This is a genomic window from Fluviicola sp., assembly GCF_029266855.1.
Classification (GTDB): Bacteria; Bacteroidota; Bacteroidia; order Flavobacteriales_D; family Crocinitomicaceae; genus Fluviicola.
In genome coordinates this window covers 78,583-101,510 of sequence record NZ_JAQSWB010000004.1, presented here as the reverse complement: position 1 = coordinate 101,510, position 22,928 = coordinate 78,583, and the positions used below count along the sequence as shown (strand labels likewise).

Sequence of the window (22,928 nt, the reverse complement as noted above, 5' to 3'; positions counted from 1 at the left end):
AACATGTCGGTATCACAAATACTTCCTTTGATTCTGCTGCTTCCTTTAATTGGGGCTTTTATTAACGGTACAATTGGAAAATCACTTTCGAAAGTTGTTGTTGGAACAATTGCAACCGGAGTAATGGCTATTTCTTTTGTGCTTGCAGTAATGGCTTTTATGAGTGTTCAGCACGGTGAACCCGTGACGGTTCAGTTGTTTACAATGATAAAAACAAGCGGTTTTTCTTTGAATGCGCGTTTGTTCGCAGATAATTTATCCTTATGGATGACTTTGATCGTAACAGGTGTCGGAACATTGATCCACTTGTTTTCCATGGGATATATGAAACACGATGCAGGGTATTATAAGTTCTTTACTTATTTGAATCTCTTCATCTTTGCTATGTTAACCCTGGTTTTGGGAAGCAACTACTTCATGTTGTTCTTCGGATGGGAAGGTGTAGGAATTTGTTCTTACCTCCTGATCGGATTCTGGTACCAGGATTTCAAAAACACATTAGCTGCGCGCAAAGCATTCATCATGAACCGTATTGGTGACTTAGGTTTATTGATCGGTTTATTTTTAATCCTTGGAAAATTCGGAACCCTGGAATATGTGGAAGTTGCGAAGGCAGTAATGATGGAAGGATTCGAAATTTCAGAATACCTGATTTTCGGAATTACGATCTGTTTGTTTATCGGTGCAACCGGGAAATCTGCACAGATTCCTTTATTTACCTGGTTACCGGATGCAATGGCAGGCCCAACTCCCGTTTCTGCATTGATCCACGCCGCAACGATGGTAACGGCTGGTATCTTCCTAACGGTTCGCTCGAATTTTTTATTCGAACTCGATGGAGCGCACCTGACAAAAGACATTATGCTGTATGTTGGTTTGGCAACTTCTATCATTGCGGCAATTATTGCAATGCGTCAAAACGATATCAAGAAAGTATTGGCTTATTCGACCGTTTCTCAGTTGGGGATGTTATTTGTAGCATTGGGAATGGGAGCTTATACAGCTGCTATGTTCCACGTTACAACTCACGCATTCTTTAAAGCATTACTGTTCTTAGGTTCGGGAAGTGTGATCCACGCTATGTCTGACGAACAGGATATCCGCAAAATGGGTGGTCTGCGCAAGAAAATTCCAATCACGCATTTCACTTTCTTGATCGGAACCTTGGCCATCTCGGGAATTCCTTTACTTTCAGGCTTTTACTCGAAAGATGAGATTATCGGTCATGCATTTGAATCGCATAAGTTTGTATACTTTGCTTTAATGTTCAGTTCTGCGTTGACTGCTATTTATATGTTCCGTTTGTATTTCGTAACCTTCTTCGGAACATTCCGCGGAACACACGAACAAGAACATCATTTGCATGAAGGACCTGCATCTATGACTTTGCCTTTAATTATTTTGGCAGTTCTTTCAATTTTTGGAGGCTTGTTGAACTTACCTGGAGTTTTCCTTCACAGCGGAACGCATTGGCTCTCTCATCATTATGCATTCAATGTAACAGGTCCTGGAATGGAGCTTGGTGAACACGGAGATCCGAATACGACTTTGATGTTGATGGCTGCTGCCGGAGCTATGGCGGTAATTATCTCAATCATCACTTACATTGTATATGTGAAAAGAAATAGCGTTCCGGTTGCCGATGATCAATTGAAAGGACTGGAGAAAGCTTCTGCAATGAAATTATACTTTGATGAGATCTATGATTTCTTATTCGTAAAACCGGTTCTTTGGCTTTCAGAAAAAGGAGCACATTACTTTGAGGGAGCATTTTTGCACCGCGGCGTAGTCGGTTTAGGAAAAGCGATTGGAAAATCGGGCGATATAGTGCGCAAAATTCAAACAGGAAGAACAGACAACTATATTTTATGGATGGTTTTTGGAATCATCGGGTTGATCGTTTATTACATTATCTATTATAAAAACTAAGACGTGGAACTACTTTTATTTATTTTACCAGTTTTCTTTGCGTTATCGGTATTAATTGTCCCGAAAAAGGGCGTTCGTGCATACGGAATTATCGGTTCGCTTGCCGTTTTAGGTGTTGTAATAGCATGTATGATGCAGTACAGCAACGATGGAACAGTTCATCTTTTTGCTGATAAAAAGGATTGGCTCTCGGGAATTACTCTGAGTTTCGGGTACGACGGGATCTCTTTACTGATGTTATTATTAACAGCCGTTTTGGTTCCCTTGGTATTGGTTTCCAATTTCAAGAATGAATTGGCTGAGAACCGCTTGTTTACAAGTATGGTTTTCTTCATGCAATTAGGTTTGATCGGTGTATTTATTTCGATGGACGGATTGTGGTTCTACGTTTTCTGGGAGATCACATTAATTCCGATCTTCTTAATTTCCTGGTGGTTTGGTGCCCCGGAAAGAAAGGCGGCATTGATGAAATTCTTCATCTACACTTTTGTAGGATCTCTTGCAATGCTGGCGGCTTTGATTGGTATCAAGGTAAACGCTGCTTCATTCTACATTGAAGATCTGAAAGCGGTTGTTTTCACTTCCAAAGCGGCTTGTTGGTTAGCGCTTGGTTTCTTCCTGGCTTTTGCAATTAAAATTCCGATTTTCCCTTTCCATACTTGGCAACCGGATACATATACAAAATCTCCGATGGCCGGTACGATGTTGCTTTCAGGTATTATGCTGAAAATGGCATTATATGGAATGATCCGGTGGATGATTCCTTTGTTCCCGGAAGCAATGGCTTGTATTCAATATCCAATTATTGTGTTGGCGACGATCGGGGTTGTTTATGCTGCAGTTATTGCAATCAAGCAAAAAGATATGAAGCGCGTATTCGCATTTGCCTCCATGTCTCACGTTGGTTTAATTGCTGCTGCGATCATGACCTGGGATTTCGATGCATTGTCGGGAAGTATGGTTCAGATCATCAACCACGGTTTGGTGGCAGTTGGCCTTTTCCTTGCGGTTGAGATCATTGAAAGAAGAACGGCGACAAGAAATTTAGCTGATTTGGGTGGATTCGCGAAACAAGCTCCGAAATTTGCCTTCTGGTTTGCAGTTTTGGCATTTGCTTCCGTTTCTGTTCCTTTAACAAGTGGTTTCATCGGGGAATTCCTGATGTTAAAAGGCTTGGTTCAGTTTGATATGATTATCGGGATTATTGCTGGAACAACGCTGATCCTCGGAGCGGTTTACACCTTCAGAGCTTACCAATTGAGTATGTATGGTCCGGTTACGAGAGATCAGTTTGCAGATCTGCATTGGTCAGAATTGATCGTACTGGCAATTATTGTTATTGCGGTAGTGATTCTGGGTATTTACCCGGCTGCGATCACGGATTTTGTAAATCCAAGTTTAAAAATAGTATTAGAAACAGTTTCAACACCTTCAGGTTTATAATATGGATGCATTATTAATTGTTTTTGCCAGTGGATTGATTTCCTTATTTGCTGCTTTTGCAAAGAAACCTTGGTTAGTTGTAAGCTCTGCAATGGCTGGTCTTTTGGCTGCCATTATCGTTATTATCGTTCAGCTTCAGACAGGAAAGGCATTTTTTGACTTCCTGACATATGAAGGATTGTCATTTGATCAGTTTGCATTACTGTTTAGCTTAGCTATCTGCGTTTTATCACTATTGATTATTGGAATCGGATACGAACGATTTAAGGAAAATCCAACACATACCGGAGAATATATCGGCTTATTGATGTTTTCTGCTACAGGTGCAATGATCATGACTGCTTATACGGACATGTTCATGTTCTTCCTGGGCTTGGAGATCCTTTCCATTCCGATTTATGTAATGGCCGGAAGTAACAAGGCAGACGTGCGATCTTCTGAAGCATCCTTGAAGTATTTCTTGACAGGTTCATTTGCGACAGGTATTTTCTTATTTGGATTGGCCTGGGTGTATGGAGCAACCGGCACATTTAAATTACAGGAAATTCAGATGAAGATCGAAGAAATGGATACCTTAAGTCCAATCCTGATGATCGGTGTTTTGTTGATCATGGCTTCATTTATCTTCAAGATTGGCGCGGCACCATTCCATTTCTGGAGCCCGGATGTATACGACGGAGCGCCACCGGCAGTAACCGGATTTATGGCATCTGTTGTGAAGATCGCTGCATTCTATGCATTCCTTAAAATGTTTGCGCTTTGTTTCGGACAAGGAGAATTATTCCTGTTCTGGAAAGGCGCTTTGGTTGTAATGATCATTATCACTTTGTTCGTTGGTAATTTATCTGCTTTGCGACAGGTGAGATTTAAACGCTTATTGGCTTATTCTTCGATTACACACGTAGGATATACTTTGCTTCTTTTCGTGTCTCAGGTTGATTTCTTTTTCTCTTCTCAATACTTGTGGTTCTACATGTTTGCATATGGATTCTCTATTGTGGGAATCATTGCGGTTGCAATCGCTGTAAATGATTCGGAAGATCGGATCGATGCACTAAGAGGATTGGGCAAAAGAAATCCATTCCTGGCGATAGTCGGAATTGTTTCCTTGCTATCCCTTGCAGGAATTCCACCAACATCCGGATTCTTCGCAAAATATATTTTATTCTCAGCAGCATGGAAAAGTGCTGCCTGGCTGGTGATTATTGCATTAATCAATTCAGGGATCAGTATTTATTATTATCTGAAAGTGATCGTTGCTATTGCTTCTCCCGCGGATCAGGAACAAGAGAAAATTAAGTTATCACCTTTAACAATAGCTGTTTTAGTAATCGCATTGGCAGGCATGCTCGGATTTAGCTTTGTGCTTCCTTTGCTTTAATTAGATTCCAATTTATCTTAAAATACTAGCTATGCTTCGAAATTCACACCATTTTTGTGTTATGTTTTTGAAGTATAGCTTTTTTTTGTTTTCTTTTTTTATTGGGTTACAGTCTTCCGCGCAGCTTTTGGAGAATACGAAAGGTCTTGCTTTCACTGATATTCCCTTCTTTAATACCCATTTTGTAAAAGGAAGTAAGATCAAAGAAATTCATGGCAAGTTTACCTTTAAGAAACAAGGTGATATCATGCGTGAATCGAATTACGTGTATGTATTCAATTTTGATACACTCGGAAATCTGGTAAGACATTACCAAACTTCAAAAGGAGATTTGGGAGCCGATACGAATGTGCGTTTTTACGATTATACCCAGGACGGAAGAATCGTTCGAAAAAGAATCAGTCAGAAGAAGGGATTTCTTTCAACCTATTACACCTATAATTCCAACGGACAAATCGTAAAGGAAGAAGTATACCGGGATATTGACACCATGAACAGCTTGTTGAACCCTTCCATCGAACGAAGTATTCTCTGGAATACGGAAACAATGGATTACCAGCTTTATGAAGGACAGTATAAAAAGAAAGTGTTCAACAGCTACGGGAATCAGTACCTTGAAGTGACGAAATACCTGGATAGTCTGGGTTATTTGGCTCGGGAAGAAGAAGTATTTACGATTACCCGTAATCGAATCACCACCAATTATAAGTATTCGGACAAGGGATGGATCGAGAAGATCTCTGTCTTTAAGAATACCGAGAAGGTTCCAACTTCTGAATCACATTTTACTTACGATACTTTTGGGAATCTGCAATCCAAATTAATTTACAAAGACGGGGTTTTTATTACGGAGTACCAGATTATTTACAGCGGATTAACAGGTTTGTTATATTCCATTATAATCCGGGACGTCAGTACGAATTTTATTTCGATCATTCGATTTTCGGAACCCACTTTCTGGGACAAACCCGCCAAATAATATGAGAACTTCCTTTTCACTGGCCGCACTGTTTCGAAACCCGATTTTTTGGTTGGGTGTGGCGATGTGTTTATTTGGGCTTGTCATCTTGCGTTTTAACGGCCCGAATTGGAAAAAGAGTATCATTAATTCGGATGGAAGAGGATATTATTATTTCCTGCCTGCATTAAGTACAGCGGATAAAACATATCAGTCTACACTGGAATCTGAAAAACAAATCGTTGGAAATTCAGCACCACAGTTATACATCCTTAAAACGGATGAGGGAAAATACACCAATAAGTGTTATCCAGGTGTTGCGGTTCTTCAAAGTCCTTTTTACCTTCTTGCAACTGGATTAGACTACTTAAGCGGAGCTGAGTTTAATGCTTATTCCGATACTCACTTATTGGCTTTTTTCTGGGCTTCAATGCTGTATGTTTTTCTCAGCATGGTGTTTTTTCAGAAAAGTCTCGCTCTGTTCTTTGGTTCTGTTAAATATACCTGGCTGATCAGTATTCTGCTTGTTTTCGGGACAAATGTTTGGTATCAGGCAGTTTTTTATTGTGGTTTATCTCATCACTACAGTCTTTTCCTGTTCTCCGTTTTTTGTTGGAATGTCCTTCGTTATAAGCGCGATCCCCATTTGAAACACCTCGTATATACCGGTATCATCCTGGGCTTGTTATTTTTGGTTCGGCCAACAAACGTAATGGTTTTGGCTTTCCTTCCTTTTTTATTGGGAAGCTGGGAATCCTTTGTGAAAGTATGGAAGCTTTTGCTTCAGTTTAGAAACACCCATTTGATCTCATTTGTGATTTCCTGTGCTGTGGTTTTATCAATATTACCATTCATTACTTATTGGCAAACCGGACATTTTTTTTACTGGTCGTATCAGGGTGAAGGTTTTGATTTTAAGGGAAAGCATTTGATCGATACCTGGTTCAGTTATCGTGTGGGAATCTTCGTATTAACACCACTTGCTTTACTGGCGCTCGTCGGGTTGTTTCATTGGTTGCGGAAAAACAGCTACTTGTTTATTACCTGGCTGCTGCCATTTGTTGCGATCACTTATATCTTATCTTCCTGGTGGTGCTGGGATTATCAGTCTTTCTTCGGGCATCGTGGGTTTACCGAATTCCAGTTCTTGTTCTCTTTTCCACTGCTGTTTTCATTTCAGGTGATCAGGAGTTCGGGATTGAAATACACCCTTTTGGGGTTGGTGTTAATGTATATGGGAATTCGTTCCTATCAAAAACTCACGGGAATTTATAATCAACAGCGGTTTACTGCTTATACATACTGGAAAAGTATGTTTGATTTTAATAGCAGGATTGGTGATAAATACTATGTTTTTGCAAATTGCCAGCCGTACGGAAGAGTTGTTTCTTCCAAAGAACTGGTTCCGGAGAAACTCCGCTACGAAGAATTTGATGAGAATAAAGAATTCGGTTCCGGGACAGATTATTTTTTCACGGATAAAAGCAAACACATTCGTTACTTCTGTGAAGTACATATCAATAAACAATTGCTGAACGACGGTGATTGGAAGGGTGTGAATGTCGTTTTTGTAGGTGAATCAGTAGCAGGAGAAATTGTTCACTACTCCTCTTTCCCGATGTACCATTTTTATAAAGAAGGCAGGAAAGAATGGAGTGTTTTTGATATTCAGGAAGAGTACTATCCCTTCTTTGATTCAAGTCACAAAATGATCGTGTACATCTGGAACAAAGGGAAGAAACAGTTTAAAGTGGATGATTTCCGGATACAGCTTAAAAAGATCGACAGTCGGAAGTAAGACAGGTCAGTTTCCGAAACGGTAACGAATAACACACCAGATAACTTTCATCCCGTCTTTCCACGATATTTTTTTTCCTTCGCTCTTTGACCGTGCTTCATATGAAATAGGAACTTCGGTGATTTTTAAGCCTTTTATTTTAGCCAATTTCATGGTTATCTCCGGTTCAAAACCAAAACGCTTTTCTTTGAGTTTTAAGTCCTGGATAATCTCTCGTGGAACCAGTTTATAACAAGTCATCATATCCGTAAGTCTCAATCCTGAAAAAAGGTTGGACAATCGGGTTAGAAAGCCATTTCCAAGGATATGCCAGACATATTTGGTTTTTGTATGTTTATCTTCAAGGAACCGGGAACCATATACAATTCTTGACGGACCTTCTAAACTTTCTTTTAAGAGGTCATTAATTTCTTCCGGTATCAATTCCAGGTCAGCATCCTGGATAATGATCAGATCTCCGGTTGCCTCCGTGATTCCGCGATGAATAGCAGCACCTTTTCCCTGATTGTATTCCTGCTTAAAATAGCGTATTTCACCGCTTTGATTTTCTTCAATAAACTGTTGAATAGCCGTTTCAGTTTGATCTTTCGAACAATCGTTCACAACGAGAATCTCCCGTTTAAGTTCTTTATATAAAGGTAGATTTGCAATTCGACTCAATACTTCTGCTATTGTTTTTTCTTCATTATAAGCAGGAATGATGATTGAAAGTTTACTGATTTCACTGGACATGGAACGAAAATAACGAATTTCCCCAATATAACGGATGGGCTTGCTTAAAACGTGCCCTTGAATTTATTATTGCAGCTAGAGCCAGACATCTCAAATAATTCTTTTAAGGTTAGATGCAATTATACAATCTCAAAAAGATTCTATGTTTTTATTTATGTATTGGAAATATGCATAGTTTTAGGACAATAAATAAACCTAAGAAGCTATGTCACAATCATTCCTGTTTCATCGAAATCGGTTAGCTCTTTTAACATCCTTTTTGATAGCATTCGTAAATGTGGGATTCTCCCAGCAGATTTCTGTTTTTGACGAATATTACAGGCAACCCGTTTTCGAGGTTCGTTTTGTTCAGGACGGACTTTTATTAGCTACCACGGATGAAAAAGGGCAGTGCATTTTGGAAAATCTGAAAACTGATAAGCCTGTAAAAGTGTACCATCCGAATTATTTTACAATTGAGGTTCTCAAAAATGATTTGAACAGTACAGATACAATTTGGCTTAGAGAAAAAGTGATTGATCTCGATGAAGAGGTGGTTTCTGCAAGCAGGTTTAGAGAAGTGAAACAGGATGTTTCCAAAAGAATCGAAATCATCAGGAAGACCGAATTGGATGAGATGAATCAGTCAAATAGTGCGGATGTATTAACTGCCAGTGGAAACGTTTTCGTGCAAAAATCCCAATTGGGAGGAGGTTCTCCGGTAATCAGAGGATTCGAAACCAATAAAGTCTTGCTTGTGGTGGATGGTGTCCCGATGAATAACGCCATTTATCGAGGAGGCCATTTGCAAAATGTCATTACAATCGATCAGGCTTCGCTGGAAAAAATTGAGATTGTCTATGGTCCGGGATCCGTGGTTTACGGTTCGGATGCCTTAGGTGGTGTCATGCATTTCTATACGCAATCACCGGAGTATTCAACGGATTCGAAACTTGTTGTCAAATCAAGAAGCTATGGACGTTACTTTTCAGCTGCAAATGGCTTTTCAGCAAATTCTACTTTAATACTCGGGTCGAGAAAGTGGTCGTCTGTTACCAGTTTCAGCTACTCTCAATTCGATGATCTTATGCAGGGAAGTAAACGAAAGTCAAAATACCCTGATTTTGGTGAGCGAAGTTTTTATGTGGAACGAATGAATGACACGGATTCTGTAATGAACAATCCGAATAAAAACCGGCAGCTTGGTTCGGGCTATTCTCAATACGATATTCTCCAGAAAATTGGCTTCAAACAAAACAACTTTGTTGAGCATAAATTGAATTTTCAGTTTTCCAACTCGTCCAATATTTCAAGATACGACCGGTTAACACAGACTAAAAACGGTTTGCCAAGATTTGCAGAATGGTATTACGGCCCACAACTAAGAGTAATGGGAAGCTATGAACTGAATTACAGTAAGAAAACAGTAATTTTTGATCGTCTCAAAGTGATTTTGAGCCAGCAGTTGGTTAAGGAAAGCCGCCATGACCGCAATTTTAACTCTGATTTTTTGAATCATCGGAATGAGCAGGTTGCGGTAAGTTCCTTGCTCCTTGATTTTGAAAAGCGGATTAAGAAGCAGGAAGTTCGGTATGGAATTTCGGGAAGTTATAATGACGTTAAATCCACCGCATTTGTTGAGGATATCATTAACGATACGACAGGAAACCTGGACACAAGATATCCTGACGGAGGTTCAAGTATGACAAGTATTGCAGCCTATCTGACTGATGCATGGCATATAAATAATAAATGGATCGTTAACGGAGGTGTTCGCGCAAACTATGTCAATCTGAAAGCCGCTTTTAAGAGTAAAGAATTTTTTCCGTTTCCTTTTGAGAGAGCAAACACATCTAATTTTGCTGTAAACGGAAATGTCGGAGTTGTTTATTTGGCAAATAAGAACCTGCGATTTTCACTTTCGGAATCTTCCGGATTCAGAGCTCCGAATGTTGATGATCTGGCGAAAGTATTTGAATCTGTTATAGAGACTAACAGCGAACAGGGGAAATTGGTCATGCCTAACCCTAAATTGAAACCGGAATATGCCTATTCAACTGAATTTTCCATTGGCTTAAGATTCAATGAAAAGTATCAGTTTTCAGTTGTGGCTTATTACACGTATATCAATAATTTAATTGCTATTTTGCCAAGTACGTTTAATGGCAGCGATACTATTTTATACAATAACAATTATGTGAATGTATATTCTGCTCAGAATGCAAACCAGGGAAGTATTTATGGTTTTGAAAGTACATTGAAGATCCAGCCCTTTAAAAATACGATCCTGACTTCCTCCATAACTTATACAAAAGGACATTTGACATTTAATGGTTCCCAGCAACCGCTGGATCATATTCCGCCTCTTTACGGAAAAACAAGTATTCAGCAGATCATTAAAAAGTTCAGAATTGAAGTGTATAGCTTGTACAATGGCTGGAAAAGATTAAAAGATTATTCGAACAGTGGTGAAGATAATTTACCGTATGCCACTGCTGACGGAATGCCCGCTTGGTTCACCTTAAATGCAAAAGTTGGTTGGCAGATCAACAAGTTTTTCTCCGTTCAGGCTGCTTGTGAAAACATTTTTGATGCGAACTATAGAACGTTTGCCTCCAATATCAGTGCGCCAGGTAGAAATTGGATTTTTACTTTGAGAATTAACACATTCAATAAATAAGACAGATTTATGAAAGCAGTTCGGGATAATTTTGGGAATTAATCACACTGCCCAATGTTCATGTTTTCTTCTAAGAGGTACACGGGGAGGACAGAAAACGGAATAAATTTAGTCCGGGCAAAATAAACGCTTTATCTGATCTAAGCCTTATTTCTATTGATCAGAGTGTGAAACTTTGTATTCTTCAGTGTTCGTCTGTGGGTAAGATAAAATATTGTGCTTTGAAAAAGCTTGGTGAGGGGATATATAATATCCAATTTTTTGCACTATTTATTCCAAATAAAAAAGGCTTCCGGAAATGGAAGCCTTTAAGATAAGATCGTCGTATTGTTATAATTGTCCGTCGGAATGATAGACACCACCTTTGTAAACTTTTACTTTAAGAAGAATTCCGTCATTGTCGTAGACATATACTTTTCCATCCCAAAGAGCACCGTTTTTAAACTCTCCGTCTTGCCAGATTTCTCCGTCATTGTTATAAACTTTGTTGTAGCCGTTCGGAGCCCATTTTACACCTTGTGTTTTTGGTGTACCGCCAATCATAGGAGCTTTTTCTTTTGATTGTCCCGGGTCTTTCACTTTAACCATCGGATTTACAGGATCCTTAGCTTCAGATTTTGTCTGATTACCTGAACCGTCATAGTAAGAGATTTCTTTTACATCACCGTTCTCATAATAACGGACTGCTTTTCCCGAAATCACTCCATTATTAGAATCATATTCGTATTCCAGTTGACCGTTCGGATAGTAATAACGGATTTTTCCGTTTTCTTTTCCTATTTCGTTATAATATCCCTGGTAAGAAGCCTGTCCGTTTTCGTAATAACGAATAAGCGAATCCTTATAAATATTCTTTTCAAAATTACCCTTTTCTTTCGGTCTGCCGTTTGCCCAATAGCGGGTAAACTGACCTTTCGGACGGTTGTTTTCGTAGTTTCCTTTGAGAGATGGAGTCATTCCATCGGTATGATATTTAATCCAAATGCCTTCTTTACGGTCATCTACGTATTTGCCTTCTTCGACTTTACCGTTTGCAGGAATACCAGAATCTGGACGGTCTTTACCGTAGTAAATCCACTTGCCTTGTTTTCTTCCCTTTTCATCTGTAACATTCAATTTGCCATCTTGATCTGTGGTTGGAGATGCTTTGGCAGTCATAAGTAGTGACAGGAAAAAAACAACGAGTCCGGCTTGTTTATACTTCCACATGTTTTGAATTAGTTTTGTAGCGCATTTTAAAGATAGAATTATTTTGTTATAGTTACCCAAATACCTTTAAAATTTCGCTGAAGTGCTTTTTTTTTTCGATTAACAATGAATAGTTTGATTTTTTTAAACTAAAATCACAAGTTATTTAACATTTCGTTAGTGGTTTTGTCCAGATCGTAGCTCTCTTTCCAGCCCCAGTTCTCGCGTGCATATGAATCATCTATTGAAGCAGGCCAGGAATCTGCAATTGCCTGTCTGAAATCCGGTTCGTAATTTATTGTAAATGAAGGTATTGCTTTTTGGATGCTTTCGAATATCTGTTTTGGGGTAAAACTTAAAGCGGAAAGATTATAACTGGAGCGGATCTTTACTTTTTCAGCAGGGGCTTCCATCAGTTCAATAGTTGCACGAATCGCGTCATCCATAAACATCATTGGAAGTGCAGTGTCTTCTTTCAGGAAACAGGTAAAATGTTCTCCTGCTTTTGCTTTATAATAAATGTCGACCGCATAGTCAGTGGTACCACCTCCCGGTAAACTCTTGTAAGAGATCAATCCGGGGTAGCGGATACTTCGCACATCCACGCCAAATTTGTTAAAGTAGTATTCACACCATCTTTCCCCGGCCTGTTTGGATATTCCATAAACAGTGCTCGGTTCCATGACTGTATATTGAGGGGTGTTAAATCGTGGAGTTGTGGGACCAAAAACAGCAATGGATGAAGGCCAGAATATCTTTGAGATATGTCCTTCTTTTGCAAGGTCAAGTATAATGAACAAGCTTTCCATGTTCAATTTCCAGGCAAAATCCGGGTTTTTCTCTGCAGTTGCTGAAAGCAATGCAGCAAGTAAATAAACATCCGAAAATTTCTGTTCGATAATATATGCACGAACCCCTTCCTTATTTAAGGCGTCTAGCTGAATGTAAGGTCCGTTTGAAAGATTCTCAGGACATTCGTCTTTTAAATCGGCTGCGACAACATTTTGAGAGCCAAATTTTTCTCTTAGCGCAAGTACTAATTCAGTACCGATTTGTCCACAGGAACCTAAAACCAGAATTTTTTTCATGGGGTGCGATTTGTCCGCAAATATACTTTTTTTTCCCACCAATAAAAGTGTTCACTTTGGTATAAAAACTGACAATTCTCATTTTTTATAACTCTTTTTGTCGGTATTTTTGCGTAACTTTCAGATACTATGTGGTTGGAATTGACGATAAAACTCATGTGGCTTCTTATTCGAAAACCCGAATGAGAGGAGCATCTTTTTGATCGTTTTACAGTTAACATTTAAATAAATAAAAGATGCCTTTTTACTATAATTTGGGGAAAATCCCGCCTAAAAGACATACTCAGTTCCGCAAGGAATCCGGTGATTTGTACTATGAACAGTTATTCGGAACAGAAGGTTTTCATGGATTTTCATCCTTGTTATACCATGTGCACCGACCTACCATGGTAAGATCCGTCAAAGAATTCAAAGATCTGACACCTGTTCCTGCAGTCAATAAAAACATTACTTCCCGCATGTTGAAGGGATTTAATGTAACTCCGAAAGATGATTTTTTAGAGTCGCGCGAAATAGTTCTCTTTAATAACGACTTGAATATTGCACTTGCTGCACCTAAAAAGTCGATGGAAAGTTATTTCTACAAAAATGCGGATGCAGATGAAGTGATTTTTATTCACGAAGGAAGCGGAAAGTTGAGAACAATGCTGGGCAACATCCCGTTCAGCTACGGTGATTATTTGGTTGTTCCCCGCGGAATGATTTACCAAATGGAATTTGAGACGGAGAAAAACAGGTTGTTTATCGTAGAATCATTTTCTCCGATCTATACTCCCCGAAACTACCGCAATAAGTTCGGACAGTTGCTCGAGCACTCTCCCTTCTGCGAAAGAGATTTCAGAGCCCCTTCCGAGTTGGAAACACACGATGAGTTGGGAACATTTAAAATCAGGATCAAAAAGGAAAACATGCTGCATGAATTGGAATATGCTTCTCATCCTTTCGATGTCGTTGGTTGGGATGGATACAATTTTCCATATGCATTTTCCATTCACGATTTCGAGCCGATTACCGGACGCGTGCATCAGCCACCTCCGGTTCATCAGACATTTGAAGCCCACAATTTTGTGATTTGTTCGTTTGTGCCGAGAATGTATGATTATCACCCGCTTTCGATTCCTGCACCGTATAATCACAGTAACATTGATTCTGATGAGTTGCTTTATTATGTGGATGGCGATTTCATGAGCAGAAACCATGTGGAAAAAGGATATATTTCTTTACATCCGGGAGGAATTCCTCACGGGCCACATCCGGGAGCTTATGAAAGAAGTATCGGACAAACGGAAACAAAGGAGCTGGCTGTTATGGTAGATACTTTCAGACCGCTAAAATTAACACAGGCAGCTGTCGATATGGAAGATGATTCCTACGCGACAAGCTGGCTGGATAAATAATTACAAATTATTTCCCCCTTTGAAGGGGGACTTAGGGGAATGGCCACCCCTCTTGATCTCCCCTCAAGGGAGAAAAGATTAAACATTTAAAGAATAACATTATGAGTAACGAGATTAAAAACGTTGAGTACGGATTAGAAAAGATATTTGAAGGAGCACAAGATTTTTTACCCTTGTTGGGAACCGATTATGTAGAGTTCTACGTAGGAAATGCAAAACAGGCTGCGCATTTTTATAAAACAGCATTTGGTTTCCAGGATTTAGCTTATGCTGGTTTGGAAACTGGTATAAAGGATCGAGCATCTTATGTATTAAAACAAGACAAAATCAGAATTGTATTAACAACTGCACTGAAGAGCGATTCACCAATTGGAGAACACGTAAAAAAGCATGGCGACGGAGTAAAAGTGATTGCACTTTGGGTAGAAGATGCCAGAAAGTCATACGAAGAAACGACCAAAAGAGGTGCGAGATCTTTCTTTGAGCCAATTGTTGAATCCGATGAGCATGGAGAAGTTGTTCGTTCCGGAATTTATGGAGCTTATGGCGAAACGGTTTTTGTATTCGTTGAACGCAAAAATTATACAGGTATTTTTATGCCGGGTTATGTGGAGTATAAGTCAGATTATAATCCGGCTCCGGTTGGATTAAAGTTCATTGATCATATGGTTGGAAATACCGGGTGGAATAGAATGAATGAAGCTGTAAAATGGTTTGAGGATGTCATGGGATTTGTCAATTTCTTATCGTTCGATGATAAACAAATTACTACTGAATATTCCGCTTTGATGTCAAAAGTAATGTCGAACGGAAATGGACGCATTAAGTTCCCGATCAACGAACCTGCGGAAGGAAAAAAGCGATCTCAAATCGAAGAATACATTGATTTTTATGAAGGTGAAGGTGTACAGCATATAGCTGTTGCAACAGATGATATTATTACAACAGTAGCAGATATGCGTTCCCGTGGAATTGAATTCTTATCAACTCCTCCTCAAGCTTATTACGATGCAATTCCGGAGCGTTTGAAAGATCACATGTCGAAATTCAAGGAAGATATTAAAGAGTTACAAAAGCTTGGTATTATGATCGATGCGGATGAAGAAGGTTATTTGTTGCAGATTTTCACCAAACCGGTAGAAGATCGTCCGACTGTCTTCTTCGAAGTTATCCAGAGAATGGGGGCCAAGGGATTCGGCGCAGGAAACTTCAAAGCCTTGTTCGAATCAATCGAAAGAGAGCAGGAGAAGCGTGGAACGTTATAATAGACTTTAGACAAAAGACAGAGATTATAGATAAAAACCTCGACTCCAATTTGATGGATTGTCGAGGTTTTTGAATTTTAACAAATCTGTCTTGAGTCTTTTGTCTTTAAAGTCTTTTCTATCCGATCATAACACCTTTGCCGCCAAGCATAGGAATTGTCGTCATGTTCTTTTCGTTAATAGTTTCCGGCAGGAAAATAAAACGTTTGTCGTACATCACATCGTCTGCCCAGAAAGATACCCAATACTCATTTGTAAGACCAAATACTTCTTCCATGATAGGTTCGATTTTAGCGGCTTCATTTGGTAAAAGGACTTCCAAAGAATGACGCAATGTGGAAGTTTTAATTTTCTCGCCCGTGTTCACATCTTCTCCATAACCACGGCTGGTGATTATAATTCCTTCCATGATATCGTCCCTTAAGTTCAAAAGATAGACGTAATGCTGTGTACCGCCTTCTTCATTGATTTCGGGAACGATTACAACTTTTACGTTTTCAACTACAGGGCCTTTCAATTCTTCTCGCATTGCTCATCCGATTTTGAATTGCAAAGTTAATCATTTGTTGGCAGTTGCTGCTTCTCTTGCCATTCGAATGTATTCAAACAAATCAGAAGGGTGCCCGATTTTTTCCTGGTTTTCTTTTGTGTTGGCAGATTTCAGAATGTCTTTTTCAATATTTGGAGCCCGGATATGGCCTGTTCTAACGATCACTAACTGTTCGCCGGGAATTGCGATAATGTATTGACCTTTGATTCCACGACAGTAATAAACGGGGTGGCCATTACTTACATAGGTCCAGATATGTAAGCCGTAACGGGTATTCGGAACGCCTTCTTCTGTGGTCATTTCCGGGTTTTTGACCATTTCATCAAAGTAAGATGCCGGAATCACTTGTTTGTCATTCCATTTCCCATGATTGGCCAATACCTTTCCGATTCTGGCAAAATCACGCGTGGTACTGTAAAGACAACAAAAGGCTTTTTCAGCACCGTTTTCCTTGTCTAAGCTCCAAAAGGCATCAGATTCTGCACCAATTGGTTTCCATAATTTTTCGGAAGCATAGTAGGAAAGATCTTTCCCAGTTGCTTCTTCAAGAATAAAAGCGAGAAGCTGAGAGTTTCCGCTTTGATAAATGAAGTCTTTTCCCGGAATCCGCTCAACATGCTGGCGCGTAACCAAACCTCTTAAATCCCATCCGTAATAAGATTCGGCATTTTCAGATAAGGGATTTTTACCGCTTTCCGTCCAGTCTAAGCCGGAAGACATGGCGAGTAAATGCCGGATGGTGATTTTTTCTTTTCCTTTTCCTGAAAATTCGGGGATGTATTTTCGAACAGGTTCATCCAGGCTTTTGATGTCGCCTTCTTCGAGTGCAATTCCTATAAGGATACTTACAATGGTTTTGGCTGCGGAAAAAGAATTGGAAACAGTTTCAGGATGATGATCGTCCCAGTACCTTTCATAAATGACCTGGTCATTTTTCACAATCAGAAAGGAAGAGGTCATCCAGGTTTCCATGTATTTCAGGTCTTTTTTATCGAGCAATTCGTTTTTGGACGTTTTAAAAACCCAGGGCTGAGTTTTCTTGGGAGCCTCTACGGTTGAATTGTAAAATTTATTCAAATCATAGATGGTTGGAGAGGTTTCTCCCTGCAAATAAGTATAATAGACGCCCTTGTAAAGGTAGAAGCGGCCACTTAGAAGAATAAAAATATTGACGGATAAAAACAGGATTAAGACAAACCAACCGGTTCGTTTTAACCATTTGAGCAGGGTGTGTTTCATGACTATTGTGCGTAAGTAAATCCGAATTGAGAGGCTAATTTTTCTTTCAAGAGGTCTTTTACCTCATGCATGTCAATAGCTCTTCCAAGTTCCTGTTGCAAGGAAGTTACAGATTTATCTTCAATTCCGCAAGGCACAATATGAGAAAAATAGGAAAGATTTGAATTTATATTGAAACCAATTCCATGCATCGTAACCCAGCGTGATGATTTCACACCCATTGCACAAATCTTTCGGGCAGTTGGTTTGTCAGCATCGATCCAGACACCGGTAAATCCTTGTGAACGTTCGCCCTTAATTCCGTAATGTGCCAGGACTTGGATGACTGCTTCTTCCAGGTATCGCATGTACTTGTGGATATCCGTGAAGAAATAGTCCAGGTCGAAAAGGGGATAGGCTACTAATTGCCCGGGTCCGTGGTAAGTAATATCTCCGCCGCGGTTGATCTTATAGAACTTTGCATCATGTTCTTCCAGCCCGGTTTCATTTAAAAGTAGATGATCTTCCGTACCGCTTTTTCCAAGTGTAAAAACATGTGGATGTTCACAGAAAAGAAGGTGATTTTGAGTTTCTTCGGTAGTAGTTTCATTTCTGCGCTCAATTTTAAGCGCAATGGTTGCTCCAAAGAGTTTTTCCTGGTAATCCCAGGCTTCCTGATAATCAATCAGTCCCAAATCTTGAAAGCGTACTTCAGGTAACATATCTTTAAATCTCGCTACTTGTTTTAATAAAAGGGTGATTGAGCGGAGTCGAAATCACCTTTTCAATTTTAGAACTCCAAATATACGAAAGGATGGAACGAATCGGAAGCTGCCTGATACAGGATAACGATAAATACTGCAATTATTAACATCTGGACAACCATATGCGTTTTTACAAAACTTGCGACCATAAAATCTTTCCATTTTTGGGGCATCCAGTGAATGAAAAATCCTAAAAGCATGACCAAAAGTGCCGGATAATAAGTATTGATCATGGCTTGGAAGGTTTCCCACCCAAAGTTGAAATTATTGAAAATGCGATCCAGCATATTACCGGGTGCTCCTTCGGTTTTTAAGCGGAACCAGATACGTGTAAATGTTATGAAGTTGAAGGTCAGCAAGATCTTCCAGAAATGGACTATCCACCAGGAACTCTTTTCATAGGGTGAAACTTTTTTCCAGTGATTGTAAATGACGAGTGCCAGACCGTTCATTGCTCCCCAGATTACGAAGTTTTGCGAAGCTCCATGCCAAAGACCGCCCAGGATCATGGTAATCAATAAGTTTAAATCGCGGTACATGAATGTTTTTACTTTCGGGCTGATAAGGATTGCAATTCCATATAAACTCATCAAACCGATATAAACGAAGATCAACTCAAACCAACCGGTGATGAAAATCAGGAAAACGAAAATGACAATAATCGCAATGAAGGTTCCAATAGTTCCCTTTTTGTTTCCTCCTAATGGAATATATAAATAATCCCGCAGCCAGGATCCCAATGATTTGTGCCATCTTCTCCAGAAATCTGCAACACTGTTTGCTTTGTACGGAGAATTGAAGTTCGGTAACAATTCGAAACCCATCAGTTTGGAAATTCCGATTGCAATATCTGTGTAACCGGAGAAATCACCGTAGATCTGCAAAGAATAACCCCACATAGCAATAACACTCCAATATCCCGGGTAAACATCCGGATTATCAACTATTGCATCAATAAAATGTGTTGCAATGAAATCAGCCAGTACAATTTTCTTGAAAAGGCCTTTCATGATCAGGAAAACCGCTTCACTGAATTCCTTTTGACTCAGTTTGAATTTTTGGTAGATCTGGGGAATAAAATCACGTGCACGAACGATCGGGCCCATAAGCACGTGCGGGAAATAAGTCACGTAAAAAGCATAATCCCAAATGTTCTTCACAGGCTCAATTTCCTTCCGGTAAATATCAACCACATAACTAATCGACTGGAAGGTGAAAAAGCTTATACCTGCCGGCATCAGGATCATTTCTTCAAAAGTCCCGGCGCCGAAAAATCCGTTCCCCCATTGAGCAAAGGTGTTGAATACTTCATATTTTGTATGAAACATCTTATTAAAGGAATCGGTAAAGAAATGTGCATATTTAAAGAAACCCAGGAAGAATAAATTGAATGTTGCGGAAAGTGCAATGATCCATTTGCGGGCCAATTTACTTTCAGACCGGAAAATCCATCTCCCGAATAAGAAGTTGACCACCACCGAAAGAATCAAAAGTGTTACGAAAAAACCGGAAGTTTTAAAATACAGGAACAAACTGGCTACAGTAATGAACATGCTTCGCACCAATTGATGTTTGTGTAGAAAACTAAACAGCACCATGAACGCCAGAAAGAAGATCCAAAAATCAAGGCGGTTAAACGCCAGATCATTGGCTGACATAGGTGTGAAACTAAAAATGCGGTGCAACGATTCCATAAAGGGACTTAAACTATTTTTTAATTGATGTATTTTCTCTTCTCCATTTGTTCCAGCCATTTTTCAAAAGCATCTATAAAAAGGTCTGCTTTTAAATGGTACCCCGGTACTGTAAAATGAACTAAATCTCCTCGCATCAGTCCATGACCTTTCCAAATACGGGAAGAACCCAATTCACCCATGATTCCGTAAAAATCCCAAACAGGACACTGATATTTTTTTGCCAGTTCGATTATTACTTCACGTTCGCGGGCTACGTTTTGGTTGAGGTATTTCTTTTTGTAGCCTGCATCATTCGGAACAGTCAATAGAATAGCACAATCCGGGTTTGCAGCCAATACTTTGAGCATCATGGCTTCCAAATTCTTCTTATATACTTCCGGGTTAAAAGAGGAGTAAGGAACATTGGCGTCATTGGTTCCAACAGAAAACGCAAAGAAATCCGGCGGGGATTCTTTCAGCTGTTCTTCAAAATTCTCATTTCCCAGGTAGGTATATAATCCTGCACCGTTGATGCCGATTGCTGTGTAGGAAATTCCCGGTGCAGCATTGCTTAACTGGAATGCATGAAGCTGAAGGTTATACGGTCCTGCGATTAACCTGGTAAATTGAAGATTGAAAGTGTCAACCGCGTCTGCAAAAACCGCTTCGGTATAACCCAGGGATTCGTTCCGGAATTTATTGACGATTAAGATCTCATCCGGACCGAAATTCAATTCATAGGGAAAAATCCCTTTGTTGTGATACACGCGTAACCTGGTGAAACCGGGCTTGACGTCCGTTTTATCATACTTAAAAGTAATTTCAACAATGGAATCGGGTGTTTCAACTACGGCACCAAGCAGTCCGAAGTTAATTCTTTCCGGATTATTGAAGTTTACGCTTCGATAAGTATTCCAATGATTTCTTGATTTGAATTCGTAGTTCCACGGATTGTTGGTCTTTGCCAGGTCAAATGGAAAAATCAGTCCCCGTTCTCCGGGAATATCCAGCCAATGTGTTTGCAAATAGGTTCGGATATCGTGAGTATAAACATCTGCCTGAAGATGCGATCCGCCGATGTGGTAAAAATTCAGCTTGCAGTTCTTTTCAGTGATCATGTTTCTGAAATCCTGGAACAAATGCTCCCAATTGGGACTTTGTGCACTGTAAAACCGGAAACAGTTGTTTTCAAAATTAATGAAAGGGTATTGGTGTTTTAAATTGCTGTCGAGATGATGAAAATTGGAATAGATATAAGTGTCCAATGGAGTTTTATCGCGCAGGATCTCCACTTGCGACTGACTGTTGCAGGCAATAAGGGAAGTAACTAATAATGCGGTATAAAAACTAAACTTCATCCAATATTTCATTTGTGCAATGAGCATGCCGCTTTTATTGAGCTCTTTGTTTCCATTTGACATACTCAGCTGCTAAAGCATCAAAGAAAAGCTGTGACGCGATACTGGCGCCACGGTTCGTGAAATGTATGTAATCATTCCCGGCTAAGCCTTTTTCAACCCAGCTGGGCATGGAATTTTCTCCACCCATTGCACTGAAAAGATCCCAGTAACAGGCACCGACTTCTTTTGAAACTTTTGTCATTTCCTGCACCAGGAAAGGCAGCATTTTATAAGTAACCCGTCCGGCTATTGATTGCATAGACATGTCACTTGGTCCGATCACCAAAATAGAAGCTGATGGACGTAGTTTTTTTATAGTGTATAATTGACCTTTGAATTGTTTTGCATATCTGCGCACAGAAGAAGAATCGCTCATATATGGAACGCCATTTCCTCCGAATTGCATAATAACCATTTCGACGTTCAGGTCTGCATACATTTTAGATGCCATGTTGTGGTCGATTTTACCAAAGAAAGTACCACTGGAACCGCGCATTCCGATATTATCTACAAAAACTCCGTAATCACTTTCTAATGAGAAACCAATAATGGTCGGGCTCACCGATGCTGAAAATTCGTACCTCAACTTGCTTGGCGTAGAAGGGAATTGCAGCGAAAGAACGTGGTATTTTCCATCATTTTCCAGACTGTCTTCATGAACCAGTGTGGTGCCGCTGTAAACTTTAATTTTACAGGGTTTGAAACAACTGGTATAGAACATTTTTGCATTGTTGTATGATCTGGCTCTCGAATAGGCTGTTTTAGTTGGTTCAATTTCAATGAACGCTTCCTTAATAGTTGTGGAAGCTGCCATTTGTGCACTATCCATTTCCGGGGTAAAGCGTGCGGCAGTATTCATCGATCCGTATTTGCGTGATTTTAAACTGGCACCGCCAAAAGCCGTGTAACGGATGAAATTAGGTGAACAGGTTTGTTTGAAAGTAATGGTGTTGTATTCGTTTTTGGCAGGAATTGTTCCCGGCCCGAATCCACCGAATTGAGTTTGCAGGCGCTGACGGATATAGGATGTCATGCGGTCTCCTTCGATTTGTGAATCACCATAATGCAAAATGCGCACCTTTTTTCCCTTTGCTGCTGCATCCAGTTTTTCGAAGAAAGTATAAAGGGCTTCCTGGCCTTTTTCATTGTACTGAATGGTTGTTGCGGCCTCTGCAGATAAAGTTCCTCCTGCCGGAGCTCCCATTTTTCCGTCAGACTCGAAGGTGTTTTTGATTGTTGTATCGGCTGAAGCTCCTTCAATATCCAAGGTATCTACTTGTACAATATTGGTAATGTTTTTCTTTTCTACCGGTTTTGGAGGAGTTAATGCTTCATTGAATGTAAGGAACCGGACATCCATACCAAAAAGGTCGATTTTGTCTCCTTTGACCAAAAAACTAATGCCGGTGAGTAATACCAGGATTCCGGCAAGGTAAATAAGAACATGAAATGGTTGTAATTGCTTCACTTACATTAAAAATT

General features: G+C 39.7%; 17 protein-coding genes. 8 read left to right on the top strand and 9 right to left on the bottom strand.

Annotation, left to right across the window (positions count from 1 at the left end):
* The first annotated feature begins 3 nt into the window (after positions 1–3).
* Genes nuoL through K0S23_RS10675 form a run of 5 tightly spaced genes read left to right on the top strand, consistent with a single transcriptional unit; the run spans position 4 to position 7,509 of the window.
* A complete protein-coding gene (gene nuoL, locus K0S23_RS10695) occupies positions 4–1,929 on the top strand; it encodes an NADH-quinone oxidoreductase subunit L (protein ID WP_300357016.1) in 1,926 nt (641 codons plus the stop codon).
* A 3-nt stretch (positions 1,930–1,932) separates the two neighbouring features.
* The gene (locus tag K0S23_RS10690) at positions 1,933–3,372 is read left to right on the top strand and encodes a NuoM family protein (RefSeq protein ID WP_300357015.1); all 1,440 of its coding nucleotides are present in this window, start codon (positions 1,933–1,935) and stop codon (positions 3,370–3,372) included.
* Position 3,373: 1 nt separating this feature from the next.
* Positions 3,374–4,753, top strand: coding sequence for an NADH-quinone oxidoreductase subunit N (locus K0S23_RS10685; RefSeq protein WP_300357013.1), 1,380 nt, complete (start codon positions 3,374–3,376; stop codon positions 4,751–4,753).
* Between the two features lie 31 nt (positions 4,754–4,784).
* Positions 4,785–5,732 carry a hypothetical protein gene (locus tag K0S23_RS10680; RefSeq protein WP_300357011.1) on the top strand — a complete coding sequence of 316 codons (948 nt, stop codon included), beginning with the start codon at positions 4,785–4,787 and terminating at the stop codon, positions 5,730–5,732.
* A gap of 1 nt (position 5,733) precedes the next feature.
* Positions 5,734–7,509 (top strand): hypothetical protein, encoded by a 1,776-nt coding sequence (locus K0S23_RS10675; RefSeq protein ID WP_300357008.1) that lies wholly within the window; start codon positions 5,734–5,736, stop codon positions 7,507–7,509.
* Between the two features lie 6 nt (positions 7,510–7,515).
* Here the strand turns inward: K0S23_RS10675 and K0S23_RS10670 are convergent, their stop codons facing one another.
* Complete coding sequence (locus tag K0S23_RS10670; protein WP_300357006.1) at positions 7,516–8,241, bottom strand: glycosyltransferase family 2 protein; 726 nt, start codon at positions 8,239–8,241, stop codon at positions 7,516–7,518.
* Positions 8,242–8,500: 259 nt separating this feature from the next.
* Here K0S23_RS10670 and K0S23_RS10665 point away from each other — a divergent pair, with 259 nt between their 5' ends.
* Complete coding sequence (locus K0S23_RS10665) at positions 8,501–10,900, top strand: TonB-dependent receptor (RefSeq protein WP_300357005.1); 2,400 nt, start codon at positions 8,501–8,503, stop codon at positions 10,898–10,900.
* 330 nt (positions 10,901–11,230) lie between these two features.
* On the opposite strand, the gene K0S23_RS10660 is transcribed toward K0S23_RS10665, so the two are convergent.
* On the bottom strand, positions 11,231–12,109 hold the full coding sequence (locus K0S23_RS10660; RefSeq protein WP_300357003.1) for a hypothetical protein: 879 nt from the start codon (positions 12,107–12,109) through the stop codon (positions 11,231–11,233).
* Positions 12,110–12,243: 134 nt separating this feature from the next.
* Positions 12,244–13,176 carry an NAD-dependent epimerase/dehydratase family protein gene (locus K0S23_RS10655; RefSeq protein WP_300357001.1) on the bottom strand — a complete coding sequence of 311 codons (933 nt, stop codon included), beginning with the start codon at positions 13,174–13,176 and terminating at the stop codon, positions 12,244–12,246.
* Between the two features lie 236 nt (positions 13,177–13,412).
* On the opposite strand from K0S23_RS10655, the gene K0S23_RS10650 reads away from it, so the two are divergent.
* Positions 13,413–14,573, top strand: coding sequence for a homogentisate 1,2-dioxygenase (locus K0S23_RS10650; RefSeq protein WP_300356999.1), 1,161 nt, complete (start codon positions 13,413–13,415; stop codon positions 14,571–14,573).
* Between the two features lie 101 nt (positions 14,574–14,674).
* A complete protein-coding gene (hppD, locus tag K0S23_RS10645; RefSeq protein ID WP_300356997.1) occupies positions 14,675–15,838 on the top strand; it encodes a 4-hydroxyphenylpyruvate dioxygenase in 1,164 nt (387 codons plus the stop codon).
* Positions 15,839–15,956: 118 nt separating this feature from the next.
* Here the strand turns inward: hppD and K0S23_RS10640 are convergent, their stop codons facing one another.
* The 6 genes from K0S23_RS10640 to K0S23_RS10615 all read right to left on the bottom strand — a co-directional run bounded on the left by K0S23_RS10640 (position 15,957) and on the right by K0S23_RS10615 (position 22,914).
* Positions 15,957–16,367 carry a hypothetical protein gene (locus tag K0S23_RS10640; RefSeq protein ID WP_300356995.1) on the bottom strand — a complete coding sequence of 137 codons (411 nt, stop codon included), beginning with the start codon at positions 16,365–16,367 and terminating at the stop codon, positions 15,957–15,959.
* A gap of 30 nt (positions 16,368–16,397) precedes the next feature.
* A complete protein-coding gene (locus tag K0S23_RS10635) occupies positions 16,398–17,627 on the bottom strand; it encodes a serine hydrolase (protein WP_300356993.1) in 1,230 nt (409 codons plus the stop codon).
* Positions 17,628–17,629: 2 nt separating this feature from the next.
* Entirely contained in the window at positions 17,630–18,328 is a 699-nt protein-coding gene (gene lipB / locus K0S23_RS10630; RefSeq protein WP_300356991.1) for a lipoyl(octanoyl) transferase LipB, read from the bottom strand.
* Between the two features lie 68 nt (positions 18,329–18,396).
* Complete coding sequence (locus K0S23_RS10625; RefSeq protein WP_300356989.1) at positions 18,397–20,124, bottom strand: MBOAT family O-acyltransferase; 1,728 nt, start codon at positions 20,122–20,124, stop codon at positions 18,397–18,399.
* Positions 20,085–21,467: a GDSL-type esterase/lipase family protein gene (locus K0S23_RS10620; protein ID WP_300356987.1), complete on the bottom strand. Its 1,383-nt coding sequence runs from the start codon at positions 21,465–21,467 to the stop codon at positions 20,085–20,087. The genes K0S23_RS10625 and K0S23_RS10620 overlap by 40 nt, the downstream gene beginning before the upstream one ends.
* Positions 21,439–22,914 carry a hypothetical protein gene (locus K0S23_RS10615; RefSeq protein WP_300356985.1) on the bottom strand — a complete coding sequence of 492 codons (1,476 nt, stop codon included), beginning with the start codon at positions 22,912–22,914 and terminating at the stop codon, positions 21,439–21,441. The genes K0S23_RS10620 and K0S23_RS10615 overlap by 29 nt, the downstream gene beginning before the upstream one ends.
* Positions 22,915–22,928: the final 14 nt, after the last annotated feature.

Coding starts and splice junctions, on each gene's coding strand:
- K0S23_RS10620 (WP_300356987.1), bottom strand. CDS start 21,467: ATGTCAAATGGAAACAAAGAGCTCAATAAAAGCGGCATGCTCATTGCA.
- K0S23_RS10650 (WP_300356999.1), top strand. CDS start 13,413: ATGCCTTTTTACTATAATTTGGGGAAAATCCCGCCTAAAAGACATACT.
- hppD (WP_300356997.1), top strand. CDS start 14,675: ATGAGTAACGAGATTAAAAACGTTGAGTACGGATTAGAAAAGATATTT.
- K0S23_RS10635 (WP_300356993.1), bottom strand. CDS start 17,627: ATGAAACACACCCTGCTCAAATGGTTAAAACGAACCGGTTGGTTTGTC.
- K0S23_RS10675 (WP_300357008.1), top strand. CDS start 5,734: ATGAGAACTTCCTTTTCACTGGCCGCACTGTTTCGAAACCCGATTTTT.
- K0S23_RS10655 (WP_300357001.1), bottom strand. CDS start 13,176: ATGAAAAAAATTCTGGTTTTAGGTTCCTGTGGACAAATCGGTACTGAA.
- nuoL (WP_300357016.1), top strand. CDS start 4: ATGTCGGTATCACAAATACTTCCTTTGATTCTGCTGCTTCCTTTAATT.
- lipB (WP_300356991.1), bottom strand. CDS start 18,328: ATGTTACCTGAAGTACGCTTTCAAGATTTGGGACTGATTGATTATCAG.
- K0S23_RS10685 (WP_300357013.1), top strand. CDS start 3,374: ATGGATGCATTATTAATTGTTTTTGCCAGTGGATTGATTTCCTTATTT.
- K0S23_RS10670 (WP_300357006.1), bottom strand. CDS start 8,241: ATGTCCAGTGAAATCAGTAAACTTTCAATCATCATTCCTGCTTATAAT.
- K0S23_RS10660 (WP_300357003.1), bottom strand. CDS start 12,109: ATGTGGAAGTATAAACAAGCCGGACTCGTTGTTTTTTTCCTGTCACTA.
- K0S23_RS10625 (WP_300356989.1), bottom strand. CDS start 20,124: ATGGCTGGAACAAATGGAGAAGAGAAAATACATCAATTAAAAAATAGT.
- K0S23_RS10680 (WP_300357011.1), top strand. CDS start 4,785: ATGCTTCGAAATTCACACCATTTTTGTGTTATGTTTTTGAAGTATAGC.
- K0S23_RS10640 (WP_300356995.1), bottom strand. CDS start 16,367: ATGCGAGAAGAATTGAAAGGCCCTGTAGTTGAAAACGTAAAAGTTGTA.